Annotated in this window: 21 protein-coding genes; 19 read left to right on the forward strand and 2 right to left on the reverse strand. The window is 62.3% G+C overall.

Going from position 1 to position 20,218, the window contains the following annotated elements:
• Nucleotides 1-48: 48 nt before the first annotated feature.
• From rho to CE_RS06625, 17 genes are all read left to right on the forward strand, one after another.
• Nucleotides 49-2,211 carry a transcription termination factor Rho gene (gene rho / locus CE_RS06545; RefSeq protein ID WP_035109471.1) on the forward strand — a complete coding sequence of 721 codons (2,163 nt, stop codon included), beginning with the start codon at nucleotides 49-51 and terminating at the stop codon, nucleotides 2,209-2,211.
• Nucleotides 2,211-3,287, forward strand: a complete 1,077-nt coding sequence (gene prfA, locus CE_RS06550; RefSeq protein WP_006769265.1) for a peptide chain release factor 1 — start codon at nucleotides 2,211-2,213, stop codon at nucleotides 3,285-3,287. The genes rho and prfA overlap by 1 nt, the downstream gene beginning before the upstream one ends.
• Nucleotides 3,288-3,289: 2 nt before the next feature.
• The gene (gene prmC / locus CE_RS06555; protein WP_006769266.1) at nucleotides 3,290-4,132 is read left to right on the forward strand and encodes a peptide chain release factor N(5)-glutamine methyltransferase; all 843 of its coding nucleotides are present in this window, start codon (nucleotides 3,290-3,292) and stop codon (nucleotides 4,130-4,132) included.
• Between the two features lie 49 nt (nucleotides 4,133-4,181).
• On the forward strand, nucleotides 4,182-4,832 hold the full coding sequence (locus CE_RS06560) for an L-threonylcarbamoyladenylate synthase (protein WP_006769267.1): 651 nt from the start codon (nucleotides 4,182-4,184) through the stop codon (nucleotides 4,830-4,832).
• Nucleotides 4,833-4,834: 2 nt separating this feature from the next.
• Entirely contained in the window at nucleotides 4,835-6,001 is a 1,167-nt protein-coding gene (locus tag CE_RS06565; RefSeq protein ID WP_006769268.1) for a glycosyltransferase family 4 protein, read from the forward strand.
• 72 nt (nucleotides 6,002-6,073) lie between these two features.
• Nucleotides 6,074-6,541, forward strand: coding sequence for a hypothetical protein (locus tag CE_RS06570; RefSeq protein WP_407921246.1), 468 nt, complete (start codon nucleotides 6,074-6,076; stop codon nucleotides 6,539-6,541).
• Between the two features lie 641 nt (nucleotides 6,542-7,182).
• Nucleotides 7,183-7,995: a F0F1 ATP synthase subunit A gene (gene atpB, locus CE_RS06575; protein ID WP_006769270.1), complete on the forward strand. Its 813-nt coding sequence runs from the start codon at nucleotides 7,183-7,185 to the stop codon at nucleotides 7,993-7,995.
• Nucleotides 7,996-8,126: 131 nt separating this feature from the next.
• Nucleotides 8,127-8,372, forward strand: coding sequence for an ATP synthase F0 subunit C (locus CE_RS06580; RefSeq protein ID WP_006769271.1), 246 nt, complete (start codon nucleotides 8,127-8,129; stop codon nucleotides 8,370-8,372).
• A 29-nt stretch (nucleotides 8,373-8,401) separates the two neighbouring features.
• A complete protein-coding gene (locus CE_RS06585; RefSeq protein ID WP_006769272.1) occupies nucleotides 8,402-8,974 on the forward strand; it encodes a F0F1 ATP synthase subunit B in 573 nt (190 codons plus the stop codon).
• Nucleotides 8,975-8,979: 5 nt separating this feature from the next.
• Nucleotides 8,980-9,795 carry a F0F1 ATP synthase subunit delta gene (locus tag CE_RS06590; protein ID WP_006769273.1) on the forward strand — a complete coding sequence of 272 codons (816 nt, stop codon included), beginning with the start codon at nucleotides 8,980-8,982 and terminating at the stop codon, nucleotides 9,793-9,795.
• A 59-nt stretch (nucleotides 9,796-9,854) separates the two neighbouring features.
• Complete coding sequence (atpA, locus tag CE_RS06595; protein ID WP_011075387.1) at nucleotides 9,855-11,495, forward strand: F0F1 ATP synthase subunit alpha; 1,641 nt, start codon at nucleotides 9,855-9,857, stop codon at nucleotides 11,493-11,495.
• A gap of 61 nt (nucleotides 11,496-11,556) precedes the next feature.
• Nucleotides 11,557-12,537: a F0F1 ATP synthase subunit gamma gene (locus CE_RS06600; RefSeq protein ID WP_006769275.1), complete on the forward strand. Its 981-nt coding sequence runs from the start codon at nucleotides 11,557-11,559 to the stop codon at nucleotides 12,535-12,537.
• A 3-nt stretch (nucleotides 12,538-12,540) separates the two neighbouring features.
• A complete protein-coding gene (atpD, locus tag CE_RS06605) occupies nucleotides 12,541-13,986 on the forward strand; it encodes a F0F1 ATP synthase subunit beta (RefSeq protein WP_006769276.1) in 1,446 nt (481 codons plus the stop codon).
• An 11-nt stretch (nucleotides 13,987-13,997) separates the two neighbouring features.
• Nucleotides 13,998-14,372 carry a F0F1 ATP synthase subunit epsilon gene (locus CE_RS06610; RefSeq protein ID WP_006769277.1) on the forward strand — a complete coding sequence of 125 codons (375 nt, stop codon included), beginning with the start codon at nucleotides 13,998-14,000 and terminating at the stop codon, nucleotides 14,370-14,372.
• 235 nt (nucleotides 14,373-14,607) lie between these two features.
• A complete protein-coding gene (locus tag CE_RS06615; RefSeq protein WP_006769278.1) occupies nucleotides 14,608-15,084 on the forward strand; it encodes a DUF2550 domain-containing protein in 477 nt (158 codons plus the stop codon).
• Nucleotides 15,085-15,106: 22 nt separating this feature from the next.
• Nucleotides 15,107-15,799: an endonuclease NucS gene (gene nucS / locus CE_RS06620; protein WP_035109476.1), complete on the forward strand. Its 693-nt coding sequence runs from the start codon at nucleotides 15,107-15,109 to the stop codon at nucleotides 15,797-15,799.
• Between the two features lie 11 nt (nucleotides 15,800-15,810).
• Nucleotides 15,811-16,095 carry a hypothetical protein gene (locus CE_RS06625; protein ID WP_035109478.1) on the forward strand — a complete coding sequence of 95 codons (285 nt, stop codon included), beginning with the start codon at nucleotides 15,811-15,813 and terminating at the stop codon, nucleotides 16,093-16,095.
• Between the two features lie 4 nt (nucleotides 16,096-16,099).
• Here CE_RS06625 and mce read toward each other — a convergent pair whose 3' ends face one another.
• On the reverse strand, nucleotides 16,100-16,558 hold the full coding sequence (gene mce / locus CE_RS06630; RefSeq protein ID WP_006769281.1) for a methylmalonyl-CoA epimerase: 459 nt from the start codon (nucleotides 16,556-16,558) through the stop codon (nucleotides 16,100-16,102).
• Between the two features lie 76 nt (nucleotides 16,559-16,634).
• Here mce and CE_RS06635 point away from each other — a divergent pair, with 76 nt between their 5' ends.
• Nucleotides 16,635-16,943 (forward strand): thiamine-binding protein, encoded by a 309-nt coding sequence (locus CE_RS06635; RefSeq protein ID WP_006769282.1) that lies wholly within the window; start codon nucleotides 16,635-16,637, stop codon nucleotides 16,941-16,943.
• 48 nt (nucleotides 16,944-16,991) lie between these two features.
• A complete protein-coding gene (locus tag CE_RS06640; protein WP_041628374.1) occupies nucleotides 16,992-17,909 on the forward strand; it encodes a tetratricopeptide repeat protein in 918 nt (305 codons plus the stop codon).
• Between the two features lie 74 nt (nucleotides 17,910-17,983).
• Here the strand turns inward: CE_RS06640 and glgB are convergent, their stop codons facing one another.
• Nucleotides 17,984-20,179, reverse strand: coding sequence for a 1,4-alpha-glucan branching protein GlgB (gene glgB, locus CE_RS06645; RefSeq protein WP_006769285.1), 2,196 nt, complete (start codon nucleotides 20,177-20,179; stop codon nucleotides 17,984-17,986).
• Nucleotides 20,180-20,218: the final 39 nt, after the last annotated feature.

Genomic DNA, 20,218 nt, shown 5'->3' on the forward strand with positions numbered 1-20,218 from the left:
ATGGGACACAACACCGCCATTTGGTTGGAATGCAACGAAAGGATATCTGTGACCGACACAGACAACACCGCAGCGAACCAGGGCGATCTGACCGCCCTTCGACTGCCGGAACTGCGCAAGATCGCCGGTGAACTCGGACTCAGGGGAGTTTCCGCGCTGCGTAAGGGTGATTTGATCAACGCCATCGCCACCGCCCGTTCGGGTGGATCACCTGCCCAACCGACCCAGCAGGCTGGGCCAGCCAAGGATGCCCCGGCCGCTCCCGCGACCCGCACCCGCCGGGCCACCAGGACCTCCGCGCCTGAGAAGGGTGCGGAAGCCGCCGAAGCCCCAGCACCTGACGCCCCGGTGCAGGAAGCACAGGAGACCCAGGAGGCTCCCGCCCGTCGGGGTCGTCGTCGGGTGACCGCATCGCCGTCGAGCACCCAGTCGAGCACCCAGGAGGAGACGGGCACCACCCAGGACACCCCCACCCAGGACACCCCCACCCAGGACACCCCCACCCAGGACACCCCAGCACAGGAGGCACCCGCCCAGCAGGATGGTCAGTCCGCCTCCGATGGGGATGACCAGGACAACCGCATGGAGTCCCGCTCCGCTGCCCGTCGCGCACGCCGCAACCGTCAGCGCCAGAGCCAGCGGGACACCCAGGATTCCGCCCACGGGGAGCAGTCCCAGGATGAGACCACGGATGCCCCGGCAGAGCGTTCAGAGCGTTCAGACCAGACCCAGTCCGATGACAACCAGTCGGATTCCCAGGACCGCCACCGCGGCAACCAGCGTCGTGACCGCCGCGGTAACCGCAGCGACAACCAGCAGGACCAGGGTGACAACCAGTCGGACTCCCGGGACAACAGCCAGAACAACCGTCAGGGCAACCGCGACTCCGATGACCACGGTGATGACCGCCGTGGCCGCAGGGGACGTCGCAACCGCAGGGGACGCGACCGCAGCGACAACCGCGACAACCGCGACAACCGGAATGAAAACCAGCAGGACCAGGGCGATAACCAGAACGACGACCAGCTGCAGAACGTCGCCGGCATCCTCGACATCGTGGACACCAATGTCGCCTTCGTGCGCACCACCGGGTACCACCCGGCGCCGTCCGATGTCTTTGTCAACAACCAGCTGATCCGCCGCATGGGTCTGCGCTCCGGTGACGCGATCGTCGGCCAGGTGCGCATGAACCAGGGCGGCAACCAGGGTGGTCGTCAAGGTGGCCACGGTGGACGCAACCGCCAGAAGTACAACAACCTCGTCCGCGTGGAGACCATCAACGGTCTGCCCGTTGAGGAGGCACGTAACCGCCCCGAGTTCAACAAGCTCACCCCGCTGTACCCGAACCAGCGTCTGCGTCTGGAGACCGAGCCGAAGATCCTGACCACCCGTGTCATCGATCTGATCATGCCGATCGGTAAGGGGCAGCGTGCCCTGATCGTGTCCCCGCCGAAGGCCGGTAAGACCACCATCCTGCAGAACATCGCGAATGCGATCGCCACCAACAACCCGGAGTGCTACCTCATGGTCGTGCTGGTCGATGAGCGCCCCGAGGAGGTCACCGACATGCAGCGTTCGGTCAAGGGTGAGGTCATCGCCTCCACCTTCGACCGCCCGCCATCAGAGCACACCGCTGTTGCAGAGCTGGCCATCGAGCGCGCCAAGCGACTGGTGGAGCAGGGCCAGGACGTGGTGGTCCTGCTGGATTCCATCACCCGCCTGGGCCGTGCGTACAACAACAGCTCCCCGGCATCGGGACGCATTCTGTCCGGTGGTGTCGACTCCAACGCGCTGTACCCACCGAAGCGTTTCCTGGGTGCCGCCCGCAACATCGAGAACGGTGGTTCCCTGACCATCATCGCCACCGCGATGGTGGAGACCGGTTCCGCCGGTGACACCGTGATCTTCGAGGAGTTCAAGGGCACCGGCAACGCGGAGCTCAAGCTGGACCGTAAGATCTCCGAGCGTCGGGTGTTCCCGGCTGTGGATGTCAACCCGTCCGGCACCCGCAAGGATGAGTTGCTGCTCAACCCGGATGAGGCACGCATCATGCACAAGCTGCGTCGCATCCTGTCCGCCCTGGACAACCAGCAGGCCATCGATCTGCTCATCAAGCAGCTGAAGAAGACGAAATCCAACGCGGAATTCCTCATGCAGGTCGCCTCCAGCGCCCCGATGGCAGGATCCGAGAATGATGAGGAGTACTCCTGATGGCAGGACACGTATCAGCGGTTGACGATATTCTCGCCGAGTACCACGGACTCGAGGAGCAGATGGCGGACCCCGCCCTGCACAACGATCCCGCCGCCGCCCGCCGGGTGGGCAAGCGCTACTCCGAGCTGCAGCCGATCATCAACGTGCACCGCCAGCTCGTCCAGGTCCGGGATGATCTCGAGGCCGCCCGCGAGATGGCCCACGAGGACCATGAGTTCGCCGCCGAGGCCGAGCGCCTCGAGGTGGAGTTGGTGGAGTTGGAGGAGAAGCTCGCCGACCTGCTCGCCCCCCGCGATGAACACGACGGTGACGATATCGTCATGGAGATCAAGGCCGGTGCCGGTGGCGAGGAGGCTGCGCTGTTCGCCGGCGACCTGCTGCGCATGTACCAGAAGTACGCCGACAAGCACGGTTTCATCATCGAGGTGCTGGACTCCGCGGAATCCGACCTCGGTGGTGTCAAGGACATCACCCTGTCCATCCGTTCCCGCCAGCCCTCCCGCGACGGTGCCTGGAGCCAGTTCAAGTTCGAGGGCGGTGTGCACCGTGTCCAGCGTGTGCCCGTGACCGAGTCCCAGGGACGCATCCAGACCTCCGCCGCCGGCGTGCTGGTCTACCCCGAGCCGGATGAGGTGGAGGACGTGGAGATCGACGAGAAGGAGATCCGCGTCGATGTCTACCGTTCCTCGGGTAAGGGTGGTCAGGGTGTCAACACCACCGACTCCGCCGTGCGTATCACCCACCTGCCCACCGGCATCGTGGTGACCTGTCAGAAGGAACGCTCCCAGATCCAGAACCGGGCACGCGCCATGCAGGTGCTGGCAGCCCGTCTGCAGGCTCTGCAGAAGGAGGAGGCGGACGCCGAGGCAGCTGAGGGCCGCGCCTCCCAGATCCGCACCATGGACCGCTCCGAGCGCATCCGCACCTACAACTGGCCGGAGAACCGCATCAGCGACCACCGCATCGGCTTCAAGGCCAATAACCTCGATGCCGTGCTCAATGGTGAACTGGATGATCTGTTCACCGCACTGCGTGCCGCTGAGCGTGCAGAGCGTCTCGAAGCCGATAACTAAACATGCGTACCCTCGGGGAGGCATTGCGCGACGCCACCGTCATCCTGGAACAGGCTGCGGTGGCGTCGCCACTTAATGACGCCCGCCTCATCGCCGCGCACCTGCTCGGCTGCGGGCCGCTGAACGTGGCGTTGTATATGCGTGATCCGGTGCCCGACGGCTTCGATGAGGCTGTGGCGCGCCGGGCCGCCCGTGAGCCACTGCAACATATCCTGGGGCGCGCCCCCATGGGGCCACTCGATCTGCATGTCGGGCCCGGGGTGTTCGTTCCCCGCCCGGAGACCGAGGTGCTCGCCGACTGGGCGGTGCGTCGGGGACGCGGCGTCGACAAGCCCGTTGTGGTGGATCTGTGCACCGGCAGCGGCGCGCTCGCCGCGTACATCGCCCATGAGCTTGTCGACGCCTCCGTCACCGCCGTGGAACTCGATCCGGGTGCCGCGACGTGGGCGCAACGCAACTTCGACGAGTTCACACCCGGTGTGGATCTGGTCATCGGTGATGTCACCGACCCGACCCTGCTGCCTGATCTGCACGGCCGGGTGGACATCGTGGTGTCCAACCCGCCGTATGTCCCGGAGACCGGCGACCTGGATCCCGAGGTCTACCGTGATCCGCACATGGCGGTGTTCAGCGGGCCCACCGGGATGGATGTGATCACGGAGATGATCCACCTCATCCATGCGCTACTGGCGCCCGGGGGAGTGGTCGGGATTGAACATGATGACACCACCTCGGCGGCCGTGCGGGACGTTGTGACAGGTCACGGCGGTTTTGTCGATGTCGCGGTGCTCAAGGACCTGACCGGTCGGGACCGCTTTATCACAGCGAGTAAGCTGGCACCTTGAGTTTGATCAACTCACCACCATCCGTACACATCTTTATAGGAGCACCAGAGTGAGCAGAGTATATGACTGCGCCGACCCGGAATCCCGTGTTGCCGGCCTGAAAGCCGCCGTCGACGCCGTGAAGGCCGGGCAGCTCGTTGTCCTACCCACGGATACCCTCTACGGCCTCGGCTGCGATGCCTTCAACAACCAGGCCGTGGCCAACCTGCTGGCCACCAAACACCGCGGCCCCGACATGCCGGTGCCCGTGCTGGTCGGCAGCTGGGACACCATCCAGGGTCTGGTCCAGCACTACTCAGAGCAGGCCCGCACACTCGTGCAGGCCTTCTGGCCCGGTGGGTTGTCCATCATCGTGCCCCAGGCACCCAGCCTGCCGTGGAATCTCGGTGACACCCGTGGCACCGTCATGCTGCGCATGCCGCTGCATCCGGTGGCGATCGAACTGCTCCGGGAAACCGGCCCCATGGCGGTCTCCTCGGCGAACATCTCCGGTCACACCCCGCCGAGCACCGTCACCGAGGCGCGTCAGCAGCTCAACCAGAATGTCTCCGTCTACCTCGATGGCGGTGAATGCGCGATCGGCAAGCCATCGTCCATCATCGACATCTCCGGCCCCCACCCGAAACTCCTGCGTGAGGGTGCCATCAGTGCAGAACGCATCGGTGAGGTTCTGGGAGTGACGGCGGAAAGCCTGCGGTAGATATGGGTGCCGGCTTCGCGGGGATCCCGCTGCGTGAACTCGGACTGGTGATCCTGGTTGCGGCCGCGATCACCTACCTCACCACGGGCATCATCCGCACCCTCATGGTGCGTTATGGGCGTCTCGACGAGATCCGCGAGCGCGATGTGCACACCATGCCCAAACCACGCCTGGGTGGGGTGGCCATGTTCAGTGGTTTCCTCGGTGCGGTATTCCTCGCTGACCAGCTCCCAGCCTTGACACGCGGGTTCATGCCGATCACACCGGAGATGAACGCCGTCATCTGGGCAGGCTTTGTCATCGTCGTGGTCGGAGCCCTGGATGACCTCTTCGACCTGGATGCGATCACCAAACTGGTGGGTCAGATCGTCGGTGCGATGACCATGAGCCTGCTGGGTCTGACCTGGACGATCCTGTTCATCCCCTTCGGCGGGGGCACCACCCTGCTCATCGATCAGTTCCAGTCGACGATCCTGACCACCCTGTTCACGGTGACCCTGATCAACGCCCTGAACTTTGTCGATGGCCTGGACGGACTATCCGCCGGGGTGGGCATGATCGCCGGTGCTGCGATCCTCGTGTTCTCCCTGACCATCCTGTTTGACCAGAACGGCGCGGTCTCCGCGTATCCACCGGCGATCATCGCCGCCGCCCTCGTGGGGATCTGTGCCGGTTTCCTGCCCCACAACTTCGAACCCTCCAGGATCTTCATGGGGGACAGCGGCTCCATGCTCATCGGCCTGCTGCTTGCGGCCGCCTCCACCTCCGCCTCCGGCAAGATCAACATGAGCCTGTACGGCACCGTGGACATGATCGCCCTGATGTCCCCGATCATCGTGGTGGTCGCGGCGGTGGCGGTGCCACTGCTGGACCTGGTGATGGCCGTGATCCGCCGTGTGGGCAGGGGAGCATCGCCCTTCTCGCCCGACAAGATGCACCTGCATCACCGCCTCCTGGAACTGGGGCATTCCCACCGGCGGGTGGTGCTGGTGCTGTACATGTGGGTGACCGTGGTGGCCTTCGGTGCGGTGAGTTTCTCCGTGGTTCCACCCGCATTCGCGCTCGGGTTCACCGTGGTCGGTCTGGTGCTGGCGGCCTTGCTGACCGTCGTTCCCCTCCTCCGGGACAGGAAGGCGGGAAAGCTGCCACAGTCTAGTATGAAAACTTGATCAGTCGCTTTTTCCTGCGGGGGAGTGGGAGTCTTTCCTGTTCTCCCGCCCAACCCGGTAGGATTCCCCGACGTGAGCAATCAACAGCCCCAGAACTCAGCAACACCGCAGACCCCGCCCGACAAGCCCGGGGTGTCCGAATTCGATGACCACCGCCGGCCCCTGCTGCGGGCGGTGAAGTTCGGCTCCATCGCCCTGATCGTGATCACCCTGATCTCCCTGGCGGTGTGGGGAGGCCTGCGCGATCTCCCGGGCATCTGGGGAGTGCTCATCGGTGCGGCACTCGGTGGTGGCTTCGTGCTCCTCACCGCGCTGAGTGTGCTGATCACCTCCAATACGGATGCCGCCACCACCGGCGCGATCGTGCTGGGGAGCTGGCTGCTCAAGATCGTGGTGCTGATCGGTGTCATGGCAGTCATCCGGAACATGGAGTTCTATGACACCATGGCATTCTTTGTCACCGTTGTCCTCGCCCTGATCGTGGTGCTCGCCGTTGAGGTCTGGGGGGTCATCACCGCCAGGGTCACCTACGTCGGGTAGACATCACCCCGGTAGATGCCACGGCCCCGTCCCTCCACTGCGGTGGAGGGGTGGGGCCTCTGGTTTTCCGGGGAGTGTGGTGAACCGTACGTATGGAATGTCCGTTCGGGGGAGGGGGAGGGTGGCTGGAATCAGCCGGGCCGGGCGATTGTTGATGCCCCGACAGTGTCGCGGGTGGGGGAAAAGGGTGGCTTTGAGGGAACTTGATAACTTTGGGGGCTGACCAGCACGGATCTTGCAGAGAAATGCCACAAAATTCTCAGCGGGCGGGTGGTGAATTACCCCCGTTCGACACGAAACGGACATTTGTGACACACCTAACATCTGGTGAAAGCTCCCGCTCACACGGTATTTCTCCACCATGAACCCGTGTGGGTGGTGTCTGCCCCCGCCCCACTTGGATAAAAGCTCAAATCTCCTGTTAGTCTATTACGCGGGTTGAACCGAGGGACCTTCAACGGCAGCAGACTATATAGCCAGAGACGGTACCGAGGAGCACGTCCCCTGTAACCGTTGCGCTGATGTGCGACGGAGTCCGTAACGGTTGCAGTGAGTTTTTCAGACGTCCATCGCACCGTGCACAAACCCACGCGTGCACGGCCCGAACACGGGAGAGAACGCTGAGCGTTACAACACTGTCCATGAAGGGCGAATTCCACGCCCCGAACTTGGACGACGAATTTTTCCCGGGGCACGTAACCGAAAGTGGCGAAGTGGTGGACATGCTGTTCACAGACTTCGCCAATGGTTGGTTCGCACTTGATCGCCTGATGCTGATCCGTCTTCTGATGGCAGCCATCGTGGTGATCTTCTTCCTTTGGGCCATGCGCAAGCCAAAGCTGATTCCGCATGGTGTCCAGAATTTTGCAGAGTATGCACTCGATTTCGTCCGCATCCACATCGCTGAGGACATTCTCGGAAAGAAGGAAGGCCGTCGGTTCCTGCCGATCATCGCCACCATCTTCTTCGCGACCCTCATGATGAACGCTGCGACGATCATTCCGGGACTCAATATCTCGCCGAACGCACGAATCGGCATGCCGCTCGTGATGGCTCTGGCTGGATATATCGCGTTTATCTACGCGGGTTCCAAGCGCTACGGATTCTTCAAGTATGTGAAGTCCTCCGTGGTCGTCCCGAATATTCCACCATTGCTTCACATCCTGGTGGTTCCCATCGAGTTCTTCTCGACGTTCATCCTGAGGCCAGTCACCCTGGCCCTGCGTCTGATGGCCAATTTCCTGGCCGGTCACCTCATCCTGGTTCTGCTGTACTCCGCCACGAACTTCTTCTTCTGGCAGATGAACGGCTGGACCGCGATGTCCGGTGTCACCATTGCCGCAGGTATCCTCTTCACCATCTACGAGGTCATCATCATCTTCCTGCAGGCGTACATCTTCGCCCTGCTGGTTGCGGTGTACATTGAACTCTCGTTGCATGCGGATTCTCACTAGATGAACCCAAAAGGTCGTCACCGGACCCTCATTGGGAACAGTGGCGGGCGGACCACACGGTCAACTGAATAACCCCACTTAACACCTCTTAACCCAGAAGATCTGGGCACCAGAAAGGGAACGACATTCTCATGAACGAAATCATCCTGGCTCAGGCTGACACTGTTGCTGCAGTCGCTGACTACCGTGCAGTTGGCTACGGTATCGCTACCATCGGCCCCGGCATCGGCATCGGCATCCTGGTCGGCAAGGCACTCGAGGGCATGGCACGTCAGCCTGAGATGGCCGGACAGCTCCGTACCACCATGTTCCTGGGCATCGCCTTCGTTGAGGCCCTGGCACTGATCGGCCTCGTTGCTGGCTTCCTCTTCGTTTAATCAGCTACCTAACCGAAAGCTGGTAAACCATGGCGAATCCTATCTATATCCTTGCGCACGCAAATGCGGAGTACCTTCCTCTTGAGAGCGGTAACTCCATTCTGCTGCCCAAGGCCTATGACATCGTCTGGTCCCTCATCCCGTTTCTGATCATCCTGTTCGTCTTCTGGAAGTTTGTTCTTCCGAAGTTCCAGGAGGTCCTGACTGAGCGTGAGGACCGGATCAAGGGAGGCATTCAGCGTGCCGAGGCCGCACAGGCCGAGGCGAAGGCTGCCCTTGAAAAGTACAACGCACAGCTCGCTGAGGCCCGCACCGAAGCTGCTGAGATCCGTGAGCAGGCGCGTGAGCGCGGCAAGCAGATCGAGGTAGAAATGAAGGCGAAGGCCGAAGAAGAGAGCAACCGCATCATCGAGGCTGGAACGAAGCAGCTCATGGCACAGCGCGAGCAGGTCGTCAACGAACTGCGCCGCGAAATGGGCCAGAACTCGATCAACCTCGCCGAGCACCTTCTCGGAGACCAGCTCTCCGACGATGTCAAGCGCTCCGGCACCATTGATCGCTTCCTCGCCGACCTCGACACCGTGGCACCGAACGGAAAGTGAGCGACATGCACGCAGCGAGCCGTGAGGCACTAGCAAAGGTATCGTCCGATCTGGACACTGCCCTCAAGGCAGACAACACCGTCGCAGTTGCCGCCCAGGCCGGAACCGAGCTGTTCGACGTCGTCGAGGTTCTCGACGGCGACCGCGGTCTGCGTGTCGCAGTGGCTGATTCCTCGAAGGACGCGCAGCAGCGCGTCGGCCTCATTGGGGCCGTGTTCGGTGGAAAGGTTTCCCAGGTCACTCTCGAGATCCTCAAGGATGCCGCAGAGCAGACCTGGTCAACCCCACGCGAGTTCCGCACCGGACTCGTTGGTCTCGGCCGTCGCGCCCTGCTCCGCTCAGCGGAGATGCAGGGTCAGCTCGGCCGGGTGGAGGACGAACTGTTCCGTCTCAGCCGGATCCTTGATCGTGAAAGCCAGCTGACACAGCTGCTCTCCGATCGCACCCAGGACTCGGCTGCCCGCCGCGACCTGCTGGCCAAGGTGCTGTACGGCAAGGTGACCTCTGTTACCGAAGCCCTCGCACTCCAGGTCATCGGTCGCCCCGAGCACAATCCGATCGACGATGTTGCCGCACTGGCAGCCGCTGCAGCCAAGCTGCAGGGCCGTTCCGTGGCACACGTTGTCTCCGCGGTTGATCTCAACGATGGACAGCAGCAGGCGCTGGCTGACAAGCTGGGACGAATTTACGGTCGTGCGATGAGCATCCACTCCGAGGTTGATACCAGCCTCCTCGGTGGCATGGTCATCCGCGTCGGAGACGAAGTTATTGACGGAAGCACCTCGGGCAAGCTCGAGCGCCTCCGCGCAACCTTCGCTTAAGACACGACGAATAGACAAAATAAGTAATGCTGGAAGAAACAACCGAGAGCAGGAAGAACATGGCGGAGCTGACGATCTCCTCCGATGAGATCCGTAGCGCGATTGCGAACTACACCTCGAGCTACTCCGCGGAGGCCTCCCGTGAGGAGGTCGGCGTGGTTATTTCGGCCGCTGACGGTATTGCCCAGGTTTCGGGCCTCCCGTCTGTTATGGCGAACGAGCTCCTGGAATTCCCGGGCGGCGTCATCGGCGTCGCACAGAACCTCGACACCGATTCCGTCGGCGTCGTGGTCCTGGGTAACTACGAGCTACTGAAGGAAGGCGACCAGGTTCGTCGTACGGGAGACGTTCTGTCTATCCCCGTCGGCGAGAAATTCCTGGGTCGCGTCATCAACCCACTTGGCCAGCCAATTGATGGCCTGGGCGAAATCGTGGCTGAAGAGGACCGTGTCCTCGAGCTGCAGGCACCCTCCGTGCTTGAGCGCCAGCCGGTCGAAGAGCCCATGGCTACCGGCATCAAGGCTATCGATGCAATGACCCCGATCGGCCGTGGACAGCGACAGCTGATCATTGGCGACCGTAAGACCGGTAAGACCGCGGTCTGTGTCGATACCATCCTCAACCAGAAGGCCAACTGGGAGACCGGCGACAAGACGAAGCAGGTTCGCTGCATCTACGTCGCCATCGGTCAGAAGGGCTCCACCATTGCAGCCCTGCGCAAGACCCTCGAGGAGCAGGGCGCTCTGGAGTACACCACCATCGTGGCTGCTCCCGCCTCCGACGCCGCCGGCTTCAAGTGGCTCGCACCATTTGCCGGCGCTGCTCTCGCCCAGCACTGGATGTACCAGGGCAACCACGTCCTGGTCATCTACGATGATCTGACCAAGCAGGCTGAGGCCTACCGTGCCATCTCCCTGCTGCTGCGCCGCCCACCGGGCCGCGAGGCATACCCGGGTGACGTCTTCTACCTGCACTCCCGTCTGCTGGAGCGCGCTGCGAAGCTGTCCGATGATCTCGGTGCCGGTTCCATCACCGCACTGCCGATCATTGAGACCAAGGCCAACGACGTCTCCGCCTTCATTCCTACCAACGTGATCTCGATCACCGATGGTCAGGTATTCCTTGAGTCCGACCTGTTCAACCGTGGTGTCCGTCCGGCGATCAACGTCGGTATCTCGGTCTCCCGTGTGGGTGGTGCAGCTCAGACCAAGGGCATGAAGAAGGTTGCCGGTTCACTCCGTCTGGACCTGGCTGCCTACCGTGACCTCGAGGCATTCGCCACCTTCGCCTCTGACCTGGACGCTGCGTCCAAGGCTCAGCTCGAGCGTGGTCAGCGTCTGGTTCAGCTGCTCATCCAGTCTGAGAATGCACCTCAGGCTGTTGAGTACCAGATCATCTCCCTGTGGCTCGCAGGCGAGGGCGCCTTCGACAACGTTCCCGTCGATGACGTCCGTCGCTTCGAGACCGAACTGCATGAGTACCTCGGCTCCAACGCCCCACAGGTGTACGAGCAGATCGCCGGCGGCGCTGTCCTGTCCGACGAGTCCAAGGAGACCCTGCTCCAGGCCACCGAGCAGTTCAAGGGCACCTTCCAGACCACTGATGGTACCCGTATCATCAATGAGCCTGAGGTTGATGCCCTCGACGCTGGTCAGGTCCGCAAGGACCAGCTCACCGTCTCCCGCAAGGTCGGCAAGTAGTACAGGCAGAAAGCCTCAGACAACATGACTGACCAAGCAACTGAAGGGAGGCGTTTGAACCATGGCTAATCTTCGCGAACTGCGTGACCGGATCCGTTCGGTCAACTCAACCAAGAAGATCACCAAGGCTCAGGAGCTGATCGCCACCTCACGCATCACCAAGGCACAGGGTCGCGTCGCGGCAGCTGCGCCGTACGCCGAGGAGATCCAGAAGGTTCTGGAGCGTCTCGCGTCGGCAAGCTCCCTCGACCACCCGATGCTGCGTGAGCGTGAAGGCGGCAAGCGAGCCGCCGTGCTCGTGGTCTCCTCGGACCGCGGCATGGCTGGTGGCTACAACCACAACGTGTTCAAGAAGGCTGCGGAGCTGGAGAAGCTCCTCGCCGAGCAGGGATACGAAGTGGTTCGTTATGTCACCGGTAGTAAGGGCGTGGGCTACTACAAGTTCCGCGAGGACTACGTCGCAGGTGCCTGGACCGGATTCTCACAGGATCCGGACTGGAATGCCACCCACGATGTCCGTCGCCACCTGATTGATGGCTTCACCGCCACCTCGGATGGCACGGCGAAGTGGCGCGATGGACTGAACGTGGCTGAAGGCCAGGAGATCCAGGGCTTCGACCAGGTTCACGTGGTCTACACCGAATTCGTTTCCATGCTGACTCAGAAGCCGGTGGTGCACCAGCTGCTGCCGGTCGAGCCGGTTATTGAAGACGATATCTTCGAACGTGGCGAGAGCGCTCTTTCCGATGGCAAGAACGAAATCGAGCCGGATTACGAATTCGAACCGGACGCGGACACTCTGCTGGAGGCTCTGCTTCCGCAGTACATCTCCCGTAGGCTGTTCTCCATCTTCCTGGAGGCAGCCGCTGCAGAGTCCGCTTCACGTCGAAACGCGATGAAGTCTGCAACTGACAACGCAACGGAACTGGTCAAGGACCTTTCCCGAGTGGCCAACGCGGCTCGTCAGGCACAGATTACCCAGGAAATCACAGAGATTGTCGGTGGCGCTGGTGCGCTGTCCGGCAGCGGAGAAAGTGACTAGATTATGACTACAGCTCTTACAGAGCAGAACGCACAGCAGGCAGCTACTGCCGGCCGTGTCGTGCGTGTCATTGGCGCGGTCGTCGACGTGGAGTTCCCCCGCGGCGAGCTGCCGGCACTGTACAACGCACTGACTGCCGAGGTTACCCTCGAATCAGTCGCCAAGACCGTTGTCCTCGAGGTTGCTCAGCACCTCGGCGACAACCTCATCCGTACCATCGCCATGGCACCCACCGACGGCATGGTCCGTGGTGCAACCGTGACCGATACCGGTAAGCCGATTTCCGTGCCTGTCGGTGACGTCGTCAAGGGCCACGTCTTCAACGCCCTCGGTGACTGCTTGGACGTTCCCGGCCTCGGCCGTGACGGCGAGCAGTGGGGCATCCACCGCGAGCCGCCGTCATTCGACCAGCTCGAGGGTAAGACCGAGATCCTGGAGACCGGCATCAAGGTCATCGACCTGCTGACCCCGTACGTCAAGGGCGGCAAGATCGGTCTGTTCGGTGGTGCCGGTGTCGGCAAGACCGTTCTGATCCAGGAGATGATCACCCGTATCGCCCGCGAGTTCTCCGGTACCTCGGTGTTCGCTGGTGTGGGTGAGCGTACCCGTGAGGGTACCGACCTCTTCCTCGAGATGGAGGAGATGGGCGTGCTCCAGGACACCGCTCTGGTGTTCGGTCAGATGGATGAGCCGCCGGGAGTCCGTATGCGCGTGGCTCTGTCCGGTCTGACCATGGCGGAGTACTTCCGCGATGTCCAGAACCAGGACGTTCTGCTGTTCATCGACAACATCTTCCGTTTCACCCAGGCAGGTTCCGAGGTGTCCACCCTTCTGGGTCGTATGCCTTCCGCCGTGGGTTACCAGCCGACCCTGGCTGACGAGATGGGTGTTCTCCAGGAGCGCATCACCTCCACCAAGGGCCGTTCGATCACCTCTCTGCAGGCCGTTTACGTCCCTGCCGATGACTACACCGACCCGGCTCCGGCGACCACCTTCGCCCACCTGGATGCCACCACCGAGCTTGACCGCTCGATCGCATCGAAGGGTATCTACCCCGCGGTGAACCCGCTGACCTCGACTTCTCGTATCCTCGAGCCGTCGATCGTCGGTGAGCGTCACTACGAGGTGTCCCAGCGCGTGATCGGTATCCTGCAGAAGAACAAGGAACTCCAGGACATCATCGCCATCCTCGGTATGGACGAGCTGTCTGAAGAGGACAAGATCACCGTGGCCCGCGCCCGTCGTCTCGAGCGCTTCCTCGGCCAGAACTTCTTCGTTGCGGAGAAGTTCACCGGTCTGCCTGGTTCCTACGTGCCGCTGGCTGACACCATCGATGCCTTCGAGCGCATCTGCAACGGCGACTTCGACCACTACCCGGAGCAGGCATTCAACGGTCTGGGTGGCCTGGACGACGTCGAGGCTGCGTACAAGAAGCTGACCGGAAAGTAGGGTAGAGACACATGGCTGAAATCACCGTTGAACTGGTGTCTGTCGAGCGCATGCTCTGGTCGGGTCAGGCCAGCATCGTGACCGCTCAGACCACCGAGGGTGAGATCGGCGTGCTGCCCGATCACGAGCCGATGCTCGGCCAGCTGGTCGAGAACGGTGTCGTGACCATCCAGCCCACGGACGGCGACAGGCTTGTTGCCGGCGTGCAGGGTGGATTCCTCTCCGTATCCAAGGAAAAGGTGACGATCCTCGCGGACTTCGCCGTCTGGGCGCATGAGGTTGATTCCGCATCCGCCGAGGCTGATCTGAATTCGGACGACGAGCTGGCCAAGGCACGTGCCGAGGCCGGGCTGCGCGCGGTCCGCCGCAGCAGCGAAGGTCTCTAGTACCCTCCGTTTAGCTGTCGAACGCCCGCCGGCGCTGGATACCCTCCAGCTGCCGGCGGGCGTTCGCCTTTTGCTTGTCGACGCCGCGACGTGACGATCCTGCCGGACGTGCGTGACGCGACAACCACTGGTCCTTGACTGCATCATCAGCCCAGGCGGGCTTTTTTGATTACCCATGATTGTGGGTAGGATCTACTAAAACATTTCTCTTGATGCAGGGAGGACACACTTCACCGTGGAATTCATTATTACGGCCCTGGTGATCATCGCGCTTCTTGCTGTCGTGCTCGCGGCGTGGCGTTTTTTCACCCTGCGCTCCCGGGGCACCACGGTCATCCTGCGTCGCCTCCCTCAGACCGGGGTCCATGGCTGGCGTCATGGTTCCCTGCGCTACAACGGCAATGACCTGGAGTACTTCAAGCTGCGCTCCCTGTCGCCCATGGCCGATATCATCTTCAACCGCCGATCGGTGGAACTCCTGAACCGTCGGGAGCCGACCACCGATGAGGCGGTTTTCATGTCCTCCGACACCCGCATCCTGCATGTTCGGTCGAAGGATGCGGAGATGGAGATGGCGATGGATGGTTATGGTGAGATGGCCTTCACCGCATGGCTGGAGGCCGCCCGTGACGCCCGGACGGAAAACACCCTCACCGCTGCTGATTTCCTCAAGAATCAGAACCGCAATGACACCCGGAAGGGACGTTCCTGACCGGGTTGGTTATTGTAGGGGCATGCGTCTTGTCATTGCCCGTTGTTCAGTTGATTATATAGGCCGTCTTGAAGCCCATCTCCCCATGGCGGATCGCCTCCTGATGGTCAAGGCGGATGGTTCAGTCTCCATCCACGCCGATGACCGGGCCTACAAGCCCCTCAACTGGATGACACCTCCCTGCACCCTCACCGAGACCCCCATCACCGATGAGGATGGTGAGGAGGTGGGTGTCCACCTCTGGGTGGTGGAGAACAAGAAGGGGGAGCAGCTGCGCATCACCGTCGAGAAGATCCACTCCGAGCTGTCCCATGATCTGGGCGTGGACCCCGGCCTGGTCAAGGACGGCGTGGAGGATCATCTGCAGGAGCTGCTCGCGGAACACATCACCACCCTCGGTGAGGGATACACCCTGGTGCGCCGGGAGTACCCGACCGCAATCGGGCCCGTGGATATTCTCTGCCGTGATGCTGATGGGCAGACCGTCGCCGTGGAGATCAAACGCCGCGGAAATATCGACGGTGTGGAGCAGCTGAGCCGGTACCTGGAACTGCTCAACAGGGATGAACTGCTCAAACCCGTCCAGGGGGTGTTCGCGGCGCAGGAGATCAAGCCCCAGGCCCGCACCCTCGCAGAGGACCGTGGTATCCGGTGCGTCACCCTGGACTACCAGACCCTGCGCGGCATCGAATCCAACGAGCTCACACTGTTCTAGGGGGATATCAGGTGGCACGCAGGAACAGGAGAATGAGAATCGCACCGCGCGAACTGCCCCGCGACGGTGCGGCCTACTGGGGGACCCAGGTGCAGGACGGGCCCCGGTGGGCTTTCGGTGAGCCGTACATGGTCCGTCAGATGGGCAGCTCAGCGGCCACGAAGTTCTACGTGTGCCCGGGATGTAATCAGAACATCCCCCCGGGTGTGGCCCATGTGGTGGCCTGGCCCCGGGATACCGGGGGCCGGGCCGATGACCGCCGACACTGGCACAAGGCCTGCTGGGACAGGCGCTAGAACCCTACTTCGCGGGCTCGGTCAGTTCCAGCAGCACGCCACCGGCATCCTTGGGGTGGACGAAGTTGATGCGGGCTCCGCCCGTGCCGATCTTCGGGGTGTCATAGAGCAGGCGGATATTCTGCTTGCGCAGGTAGTCGGACAGTTCATCGAGGTGGTGGGTGCGCAGGCACATCTGCTGCAGGCCCGGCCCCTTCTTCTCGATGAACTTGGCGATGGTGGATTCCTCATTCAGCGGTGCGAGCAGCTGGAGCATGCCGTCGGTGTCGGTCATGTTCTTCGGGCCGACCATGGCTTCGGTCACGCCCTGCTCCTCGTTGGTCTCCTGATGGTGGTTGACCCACCCGAATGCACTGCGGTAGAACTCGACGGCGGCATCGAGATCAGGGACGGCGATGCCGACGTGATCAAGGCAGACGACGTACTCGTGGGGGATATCAATGGCTTGGGGGTTTTCAGTCATGGTCAATATTCTATTCCTGTGACCACGCACCTGCAGTAATAAGGCTGGTGTCGGTGATCACGGGTAATCTGGCCTCATGCTCATCGCCTTTTCAGTTGCCCCAACCGTAACCGACAACCCCAACGCGGAGATGGCCGATGCTGTCACCGAGGCCATCCGTGTGGTCAGGGAATCAGGTCTGCCCAATGAGACCAATGCCATGTTCACACTCATCGAGGGGGAGTGGGACGAAGTGTTCGATGTGGTCAAACGCGCCACGGAGGCTGTCTCCCGGGTATCTCCGCGTACCTCCCTGGTCATCAAGGCTGATATCCGCCCGGGTTATACCAATACCCTCACCCGCAAGGTGGAAGCCGTCGAGGAGCGTCTGTCCGGTGATCAGTAGAGTTGGATGAGACCATCCGCCGAGAACCCGAGAAAGAGTGAAGCAACCGTGACCACACCCGGCCGTTTTGCCAGTGGCGCCATTGATCTGGGCGAGGTGAAGGCCCGTGCCGAGGCCCGCCAGAAGAACCACGAGGCGGGACCCGCCTCCCATGGGATCGCCACGTCCATCACCGTCACCATGGACAATCTAGAAAATGAGGTGTTGCGCCGATCCATCCAGGTGCCCGTCATTGTTTTGATCGGAACCTCGCGCAGCCCGGTGTCGGAACAGCTCAGAACTGATTTCACCACCCTGGCCGACAAGTCGGGGCTGTCTTTCATCTTCGCGTATGTCGACGCCGACACCACCCCTGACGTGGCCCAGGTATTCGGGGTACAGGGCCTGCCGACCACCATCGCGGTGGCCGCCGGACGGCCACTGGCGGATTTCCAGGGCGGCCAGCCCGCGGAAGCCATCGAGCAGTGGGTCAATTCCGTCATCCAGGCCGTCGGCCCGCAGCTGGAGGGACTGCCTGAGGGTGCCCCAGCCGCAGAGTCTGTCGCGCCGGAGGACCCGCGTCTCGACGCTGCCACCGACGCCCTCAACACCGGCAACTTCGAGGAGGCGATCAGGATCTATGAGGAGATCCTCGCCGAGGAACCGAAGAACACCGAGATCAAGCAGGCCCGGGACATCGCCATGCTGATGAGTCGTCTGGGGTCCACCCCCGGGGACACCGATGTCATTGCCGAGGCCGACGCGGATCCCGGCGACCCGGACAAGGTCTTCGCCGCGGCTGATGCGGAGATCGTCGCGGGTAACCCCGAGGCGGCCTTCAACCGGCTCATCGCCCTCCTGACCCGGACCGCGGGCAAGGAGAAGGATGCGGTGAAGAATCGTCTCATCGAGCTCTTCGGACTATTTGACGCAACCGATCCCCGGGTGCTCAGCGCACGCGGGCGGATGGCCAGCGCCCTCTACTAGCCCCACACAGACAAGAAACTGCCTCATGGCCACTTTCCAGTCGGTCATGGGGCAGTTGTCACTGTCCGAGGGGGTTAGCCCTCCCAGACGTAGAACTGTGCACTCATCGCGGGGGAGTGCAGGGTGGTGGTGTAGGGGAAACCATCCCGGTCGATCTTCTCCGCCTCGATGGTCTCCGGCAGCGGGTTGTTGGCTCCGTGATACTGCTCATCGTCGGTGTTGAGCACCAGTCGCCAGGAACCTCCACCCGAGACACCGATCTGGTACTCCGGCTGGGAGGTGCCGGAGAGGTTGAAGACACACAGCGCCTGGGAGCCGTCGTCACCGTGGCGGGTGAACACCAGGATGTTGTTGCTGGCGTCATCGGCCTTGTTCCAGGTGAAGCCCTCACCGGAGAAGTCCCGCTGATGGAGGGCGGTGACCTCCTTGTAGGTGGAGTTGAGTTCACGGACAAGGTCGGAGATACCCTCGTGGTATTCACCCTGCCAGCCCTCAACGACACCCCAGGGCAGTTCATGGGCCTCGGACCACTCGTCACGCTGGCCGATTTCCTGTCCCATGAACAGCAGCTTCTTACCCGGGTGTGCCCACATGTAGGCGAGCAGGGTGCGCATGCCGGCGGCCTTGTTCCAGGTGTCGCCGGGCATGCGATTCCACAGTGATCCCTTGCCGTGGACAACCTCGTCATGGGAGATCGGCAGGACGAAACGCTCCGAGAACGCATACACCAGGGAGAAGGTGAGTTCATTGTGGTGGAAGGAGCGGTGGATCGGATCCTTGGAGAAGTACTCCAGGGTGTCGTTCATCCAGCCCATGTTCCATTTCAGGGAGAAGCCCAGGCCACCGTCCCAGGTGGGTGCGGTGACACCGGGCCAGGAGGTGGACTCCTCGGCGATGGTCAGTGCCCCCGGGTGAACTCGCTGCACGGTGGCGTTCATCTCCTGGAGGAACTGGACGGCCTCCAGGTTCTCCCGGCCACCGTAGACATTGGGTTCCCACTCGCCGTGTTCACGGGAGTAGTCGAGGTAGAGCATGGATGCCACGGCATCCACGCGGAGCCCGTCGACGTGGAACTCCTCCAACCAGTACAGGGCGTTGGCGACGAGGAAGTTGCGGACCTCACTGCGACCGAAGTTGAAGACGTAGGTGCCCCAGTCCTTCTGTTCACCGCGGCGCCAGTCCGGGTGTTCGTAGAGTGCCTGACCGTCGAACCGGGCGAGTGCCCAGTCATCCTTGGGGAAGTGGGCGGGGACCCAGTCGATGATCACGCCGATGCCACGGGCGTGGAAGGCGTCGATAAGCTTGCGCAGCTCATCCGGTGAACCCCACCGGGAGGTGGGGGCGTAGTAACCGGAGACCTGGTAACCCCAGGACCCGCCGAAGGGGTGCTCCGCGACCGGCATGAACTCCACATGGGTGTAACCGAGGTCGGCGACATAGTCCACCAGCTCGGTGGCCAGCTCGGCGTAGGAACGGCCCCAGCGCCAGGAACCCAGATGCACCTCGTAGACACTCATCGGGGTCGTGGCGGTGTCGATCTCCGCGCGCTTGTCCATCCACTCGGAGTCCTGCCACTGGTAGTCGGATTCCACCACGATGGATCCGGTTGCCGGTGGCAGCTCCGCCAGACGCGCCATGGGGTCGGCCTTGTCCCGGCGGTGGCCTTCCCGGGTCTGGATGGCGAACTTATAGACCTCGCCGGGACCGATGTTGGGGATGAACAGCTCCCAGATACCGGAACCACCGAGGGAGCGCATGGCGTGCTGGGAGGCATTCCACCCATTGAAACCACCGATCACGGCCACACCGATGGCATTGGGCGCCCACACCGCGAAGGCGGTGCCACGGACCTGGCCCAGGGTGGTCTCATAGGTTTTCACATTCGCACCGAGTACATCCCACAGACGCTCGTGGCGTCCCTCGGAGATGAGGTAGGTGTCCATCTCCCCCAGGGTGGGCAGGAAGATGTAGGGATCGGCGGTGACCACGGGATCCTGTCCCGGCCAGGTGACCCGTAGCCGGTAATCGAAGGCCTCCCGGTTGCCGAGCTTGATGGCGAAGATGTCATCGCCGATGGGATTCATGACGATCTGGGTATCACCCAGGACCAGCTCGACCTTCTCTGCGCCGATCTGGCGGGTGCGGATCACCGAGCCGTCGTCGGTGGCATGCCAACCATAGAAACCGTGGGGGTTGTGGTGGTGGCAGTGGCGTAACCGGTTGAGATCCTCTTCAGGGATCAACAGGTCATTCGCGGAAGCAGGGGTCATGACATTCGTCCTTATCGGGAAAAATCAAGGGGTATTCAG

This window comes from Corynebacterium efficiens YS-314 (assembly GCF_000011305.1).
Taxonomy (GTDB): Bacteria; Actinomycetota; Actinomycetes; order Mycobacteriales; family Mycobacteriaceae; genus Corynebacterium; species Corynebacterium efficiens.

Coding starts and splice junctions, on each gene's coding strand:
- prfA (WP_006769265.1), top strand. CDS start 2,211: ATGGCAGGACACGTATCAGCGGTTGACGATATTCTCGCCGAGTACCAC.
- prmC (WP_006769266.1), top strand. CDS start 3,290: ATGCGTACCCTCGGGGAGGCATTGCGCGACGCCACCGTCATCCTGGAA.
- CE_RS06565 (WP_006769268.1), top strand. CDS start 4,835: ATGGGTGCCGGCTTCGCGGGGATCCCGCTGCGTGAACTCGGACTGGTG.
- atpB (WP_006769270.1), top strand. CDS start 7,183: ATGAAGGGCGAATTCCACGCCCCGAACTTGGACGACGAATTTTTCCCG.
- CE_RS06580 (WP_006769271.1), top strand. CDS start 8,127: ATGAACGAAATCATCCTGGCTCAGGCTGACACTGTTGCTGCAGTCGCT.
- CE_RS06585 (WP_006769272.1), top strand. CDS start 8,402: ATGGCGAATCCTATCTATATCCTTGCGCACGCAAATGCGGAGTACCTT.
- CE_RS06590 (WP_006769273.1), top strand. CDS start 8,980: ATGCACGCAGCGAGCCGTGAGGCACTAGCAAAGGTATCGTCCGATCTG.
- atpA (WP_011075387.1), top strand. CDS start 9,855: ATGGCGGAGCTGACGATCTCCTCCGATGAGATCCGTAGCGCGATTGCG.
- CE_RS06600 (WP_006769275.1), top strand. CDS start 11,557: ATGGCTAATCTTCGCGAACTGCGTGACCGGATCCGTTCGGTCAACTCA.
- atpD (WP_006769276.1), top strand. CDS start 12,541: ATGACTACAGCTCTTACAGAGCAGAACGCACAGCAGGCAGCTACTGCC.
- CE_RS06610 (WP_006769277.1), top strand. CDS start 13,998: ATGGCTGAAATCACCGTTGAACTGGTGTCTGTCGAGCGCATGCTCTGG.
- nucS (WP_035109476.1), top strand. CDS start 15,107: ATGCGTCTTGTCATTGCCCGTTGTTCAGTTGATTATATAGGCCGTCTT.
- mce (WP_006769281.1), bottom strand. CDS start 16,558: ATGACTGAAAACCCCCAAGCCATTGATATCCCCCACGAGTACGTCGTC.
- CE_RS06635 (WP_006769282.1), top strand. CDS start 16,635: ATGCTCATCGCCTTTTCAGTTGCCCCAACCGTAACCGACAACCCCAAC.
- glgB (WP_006769285.1), bottom strand. CDS start 20,179: ATGACCCCTGCTTCCGCGAATGACCTGTTGATCCCTGAAGAGGATCTC.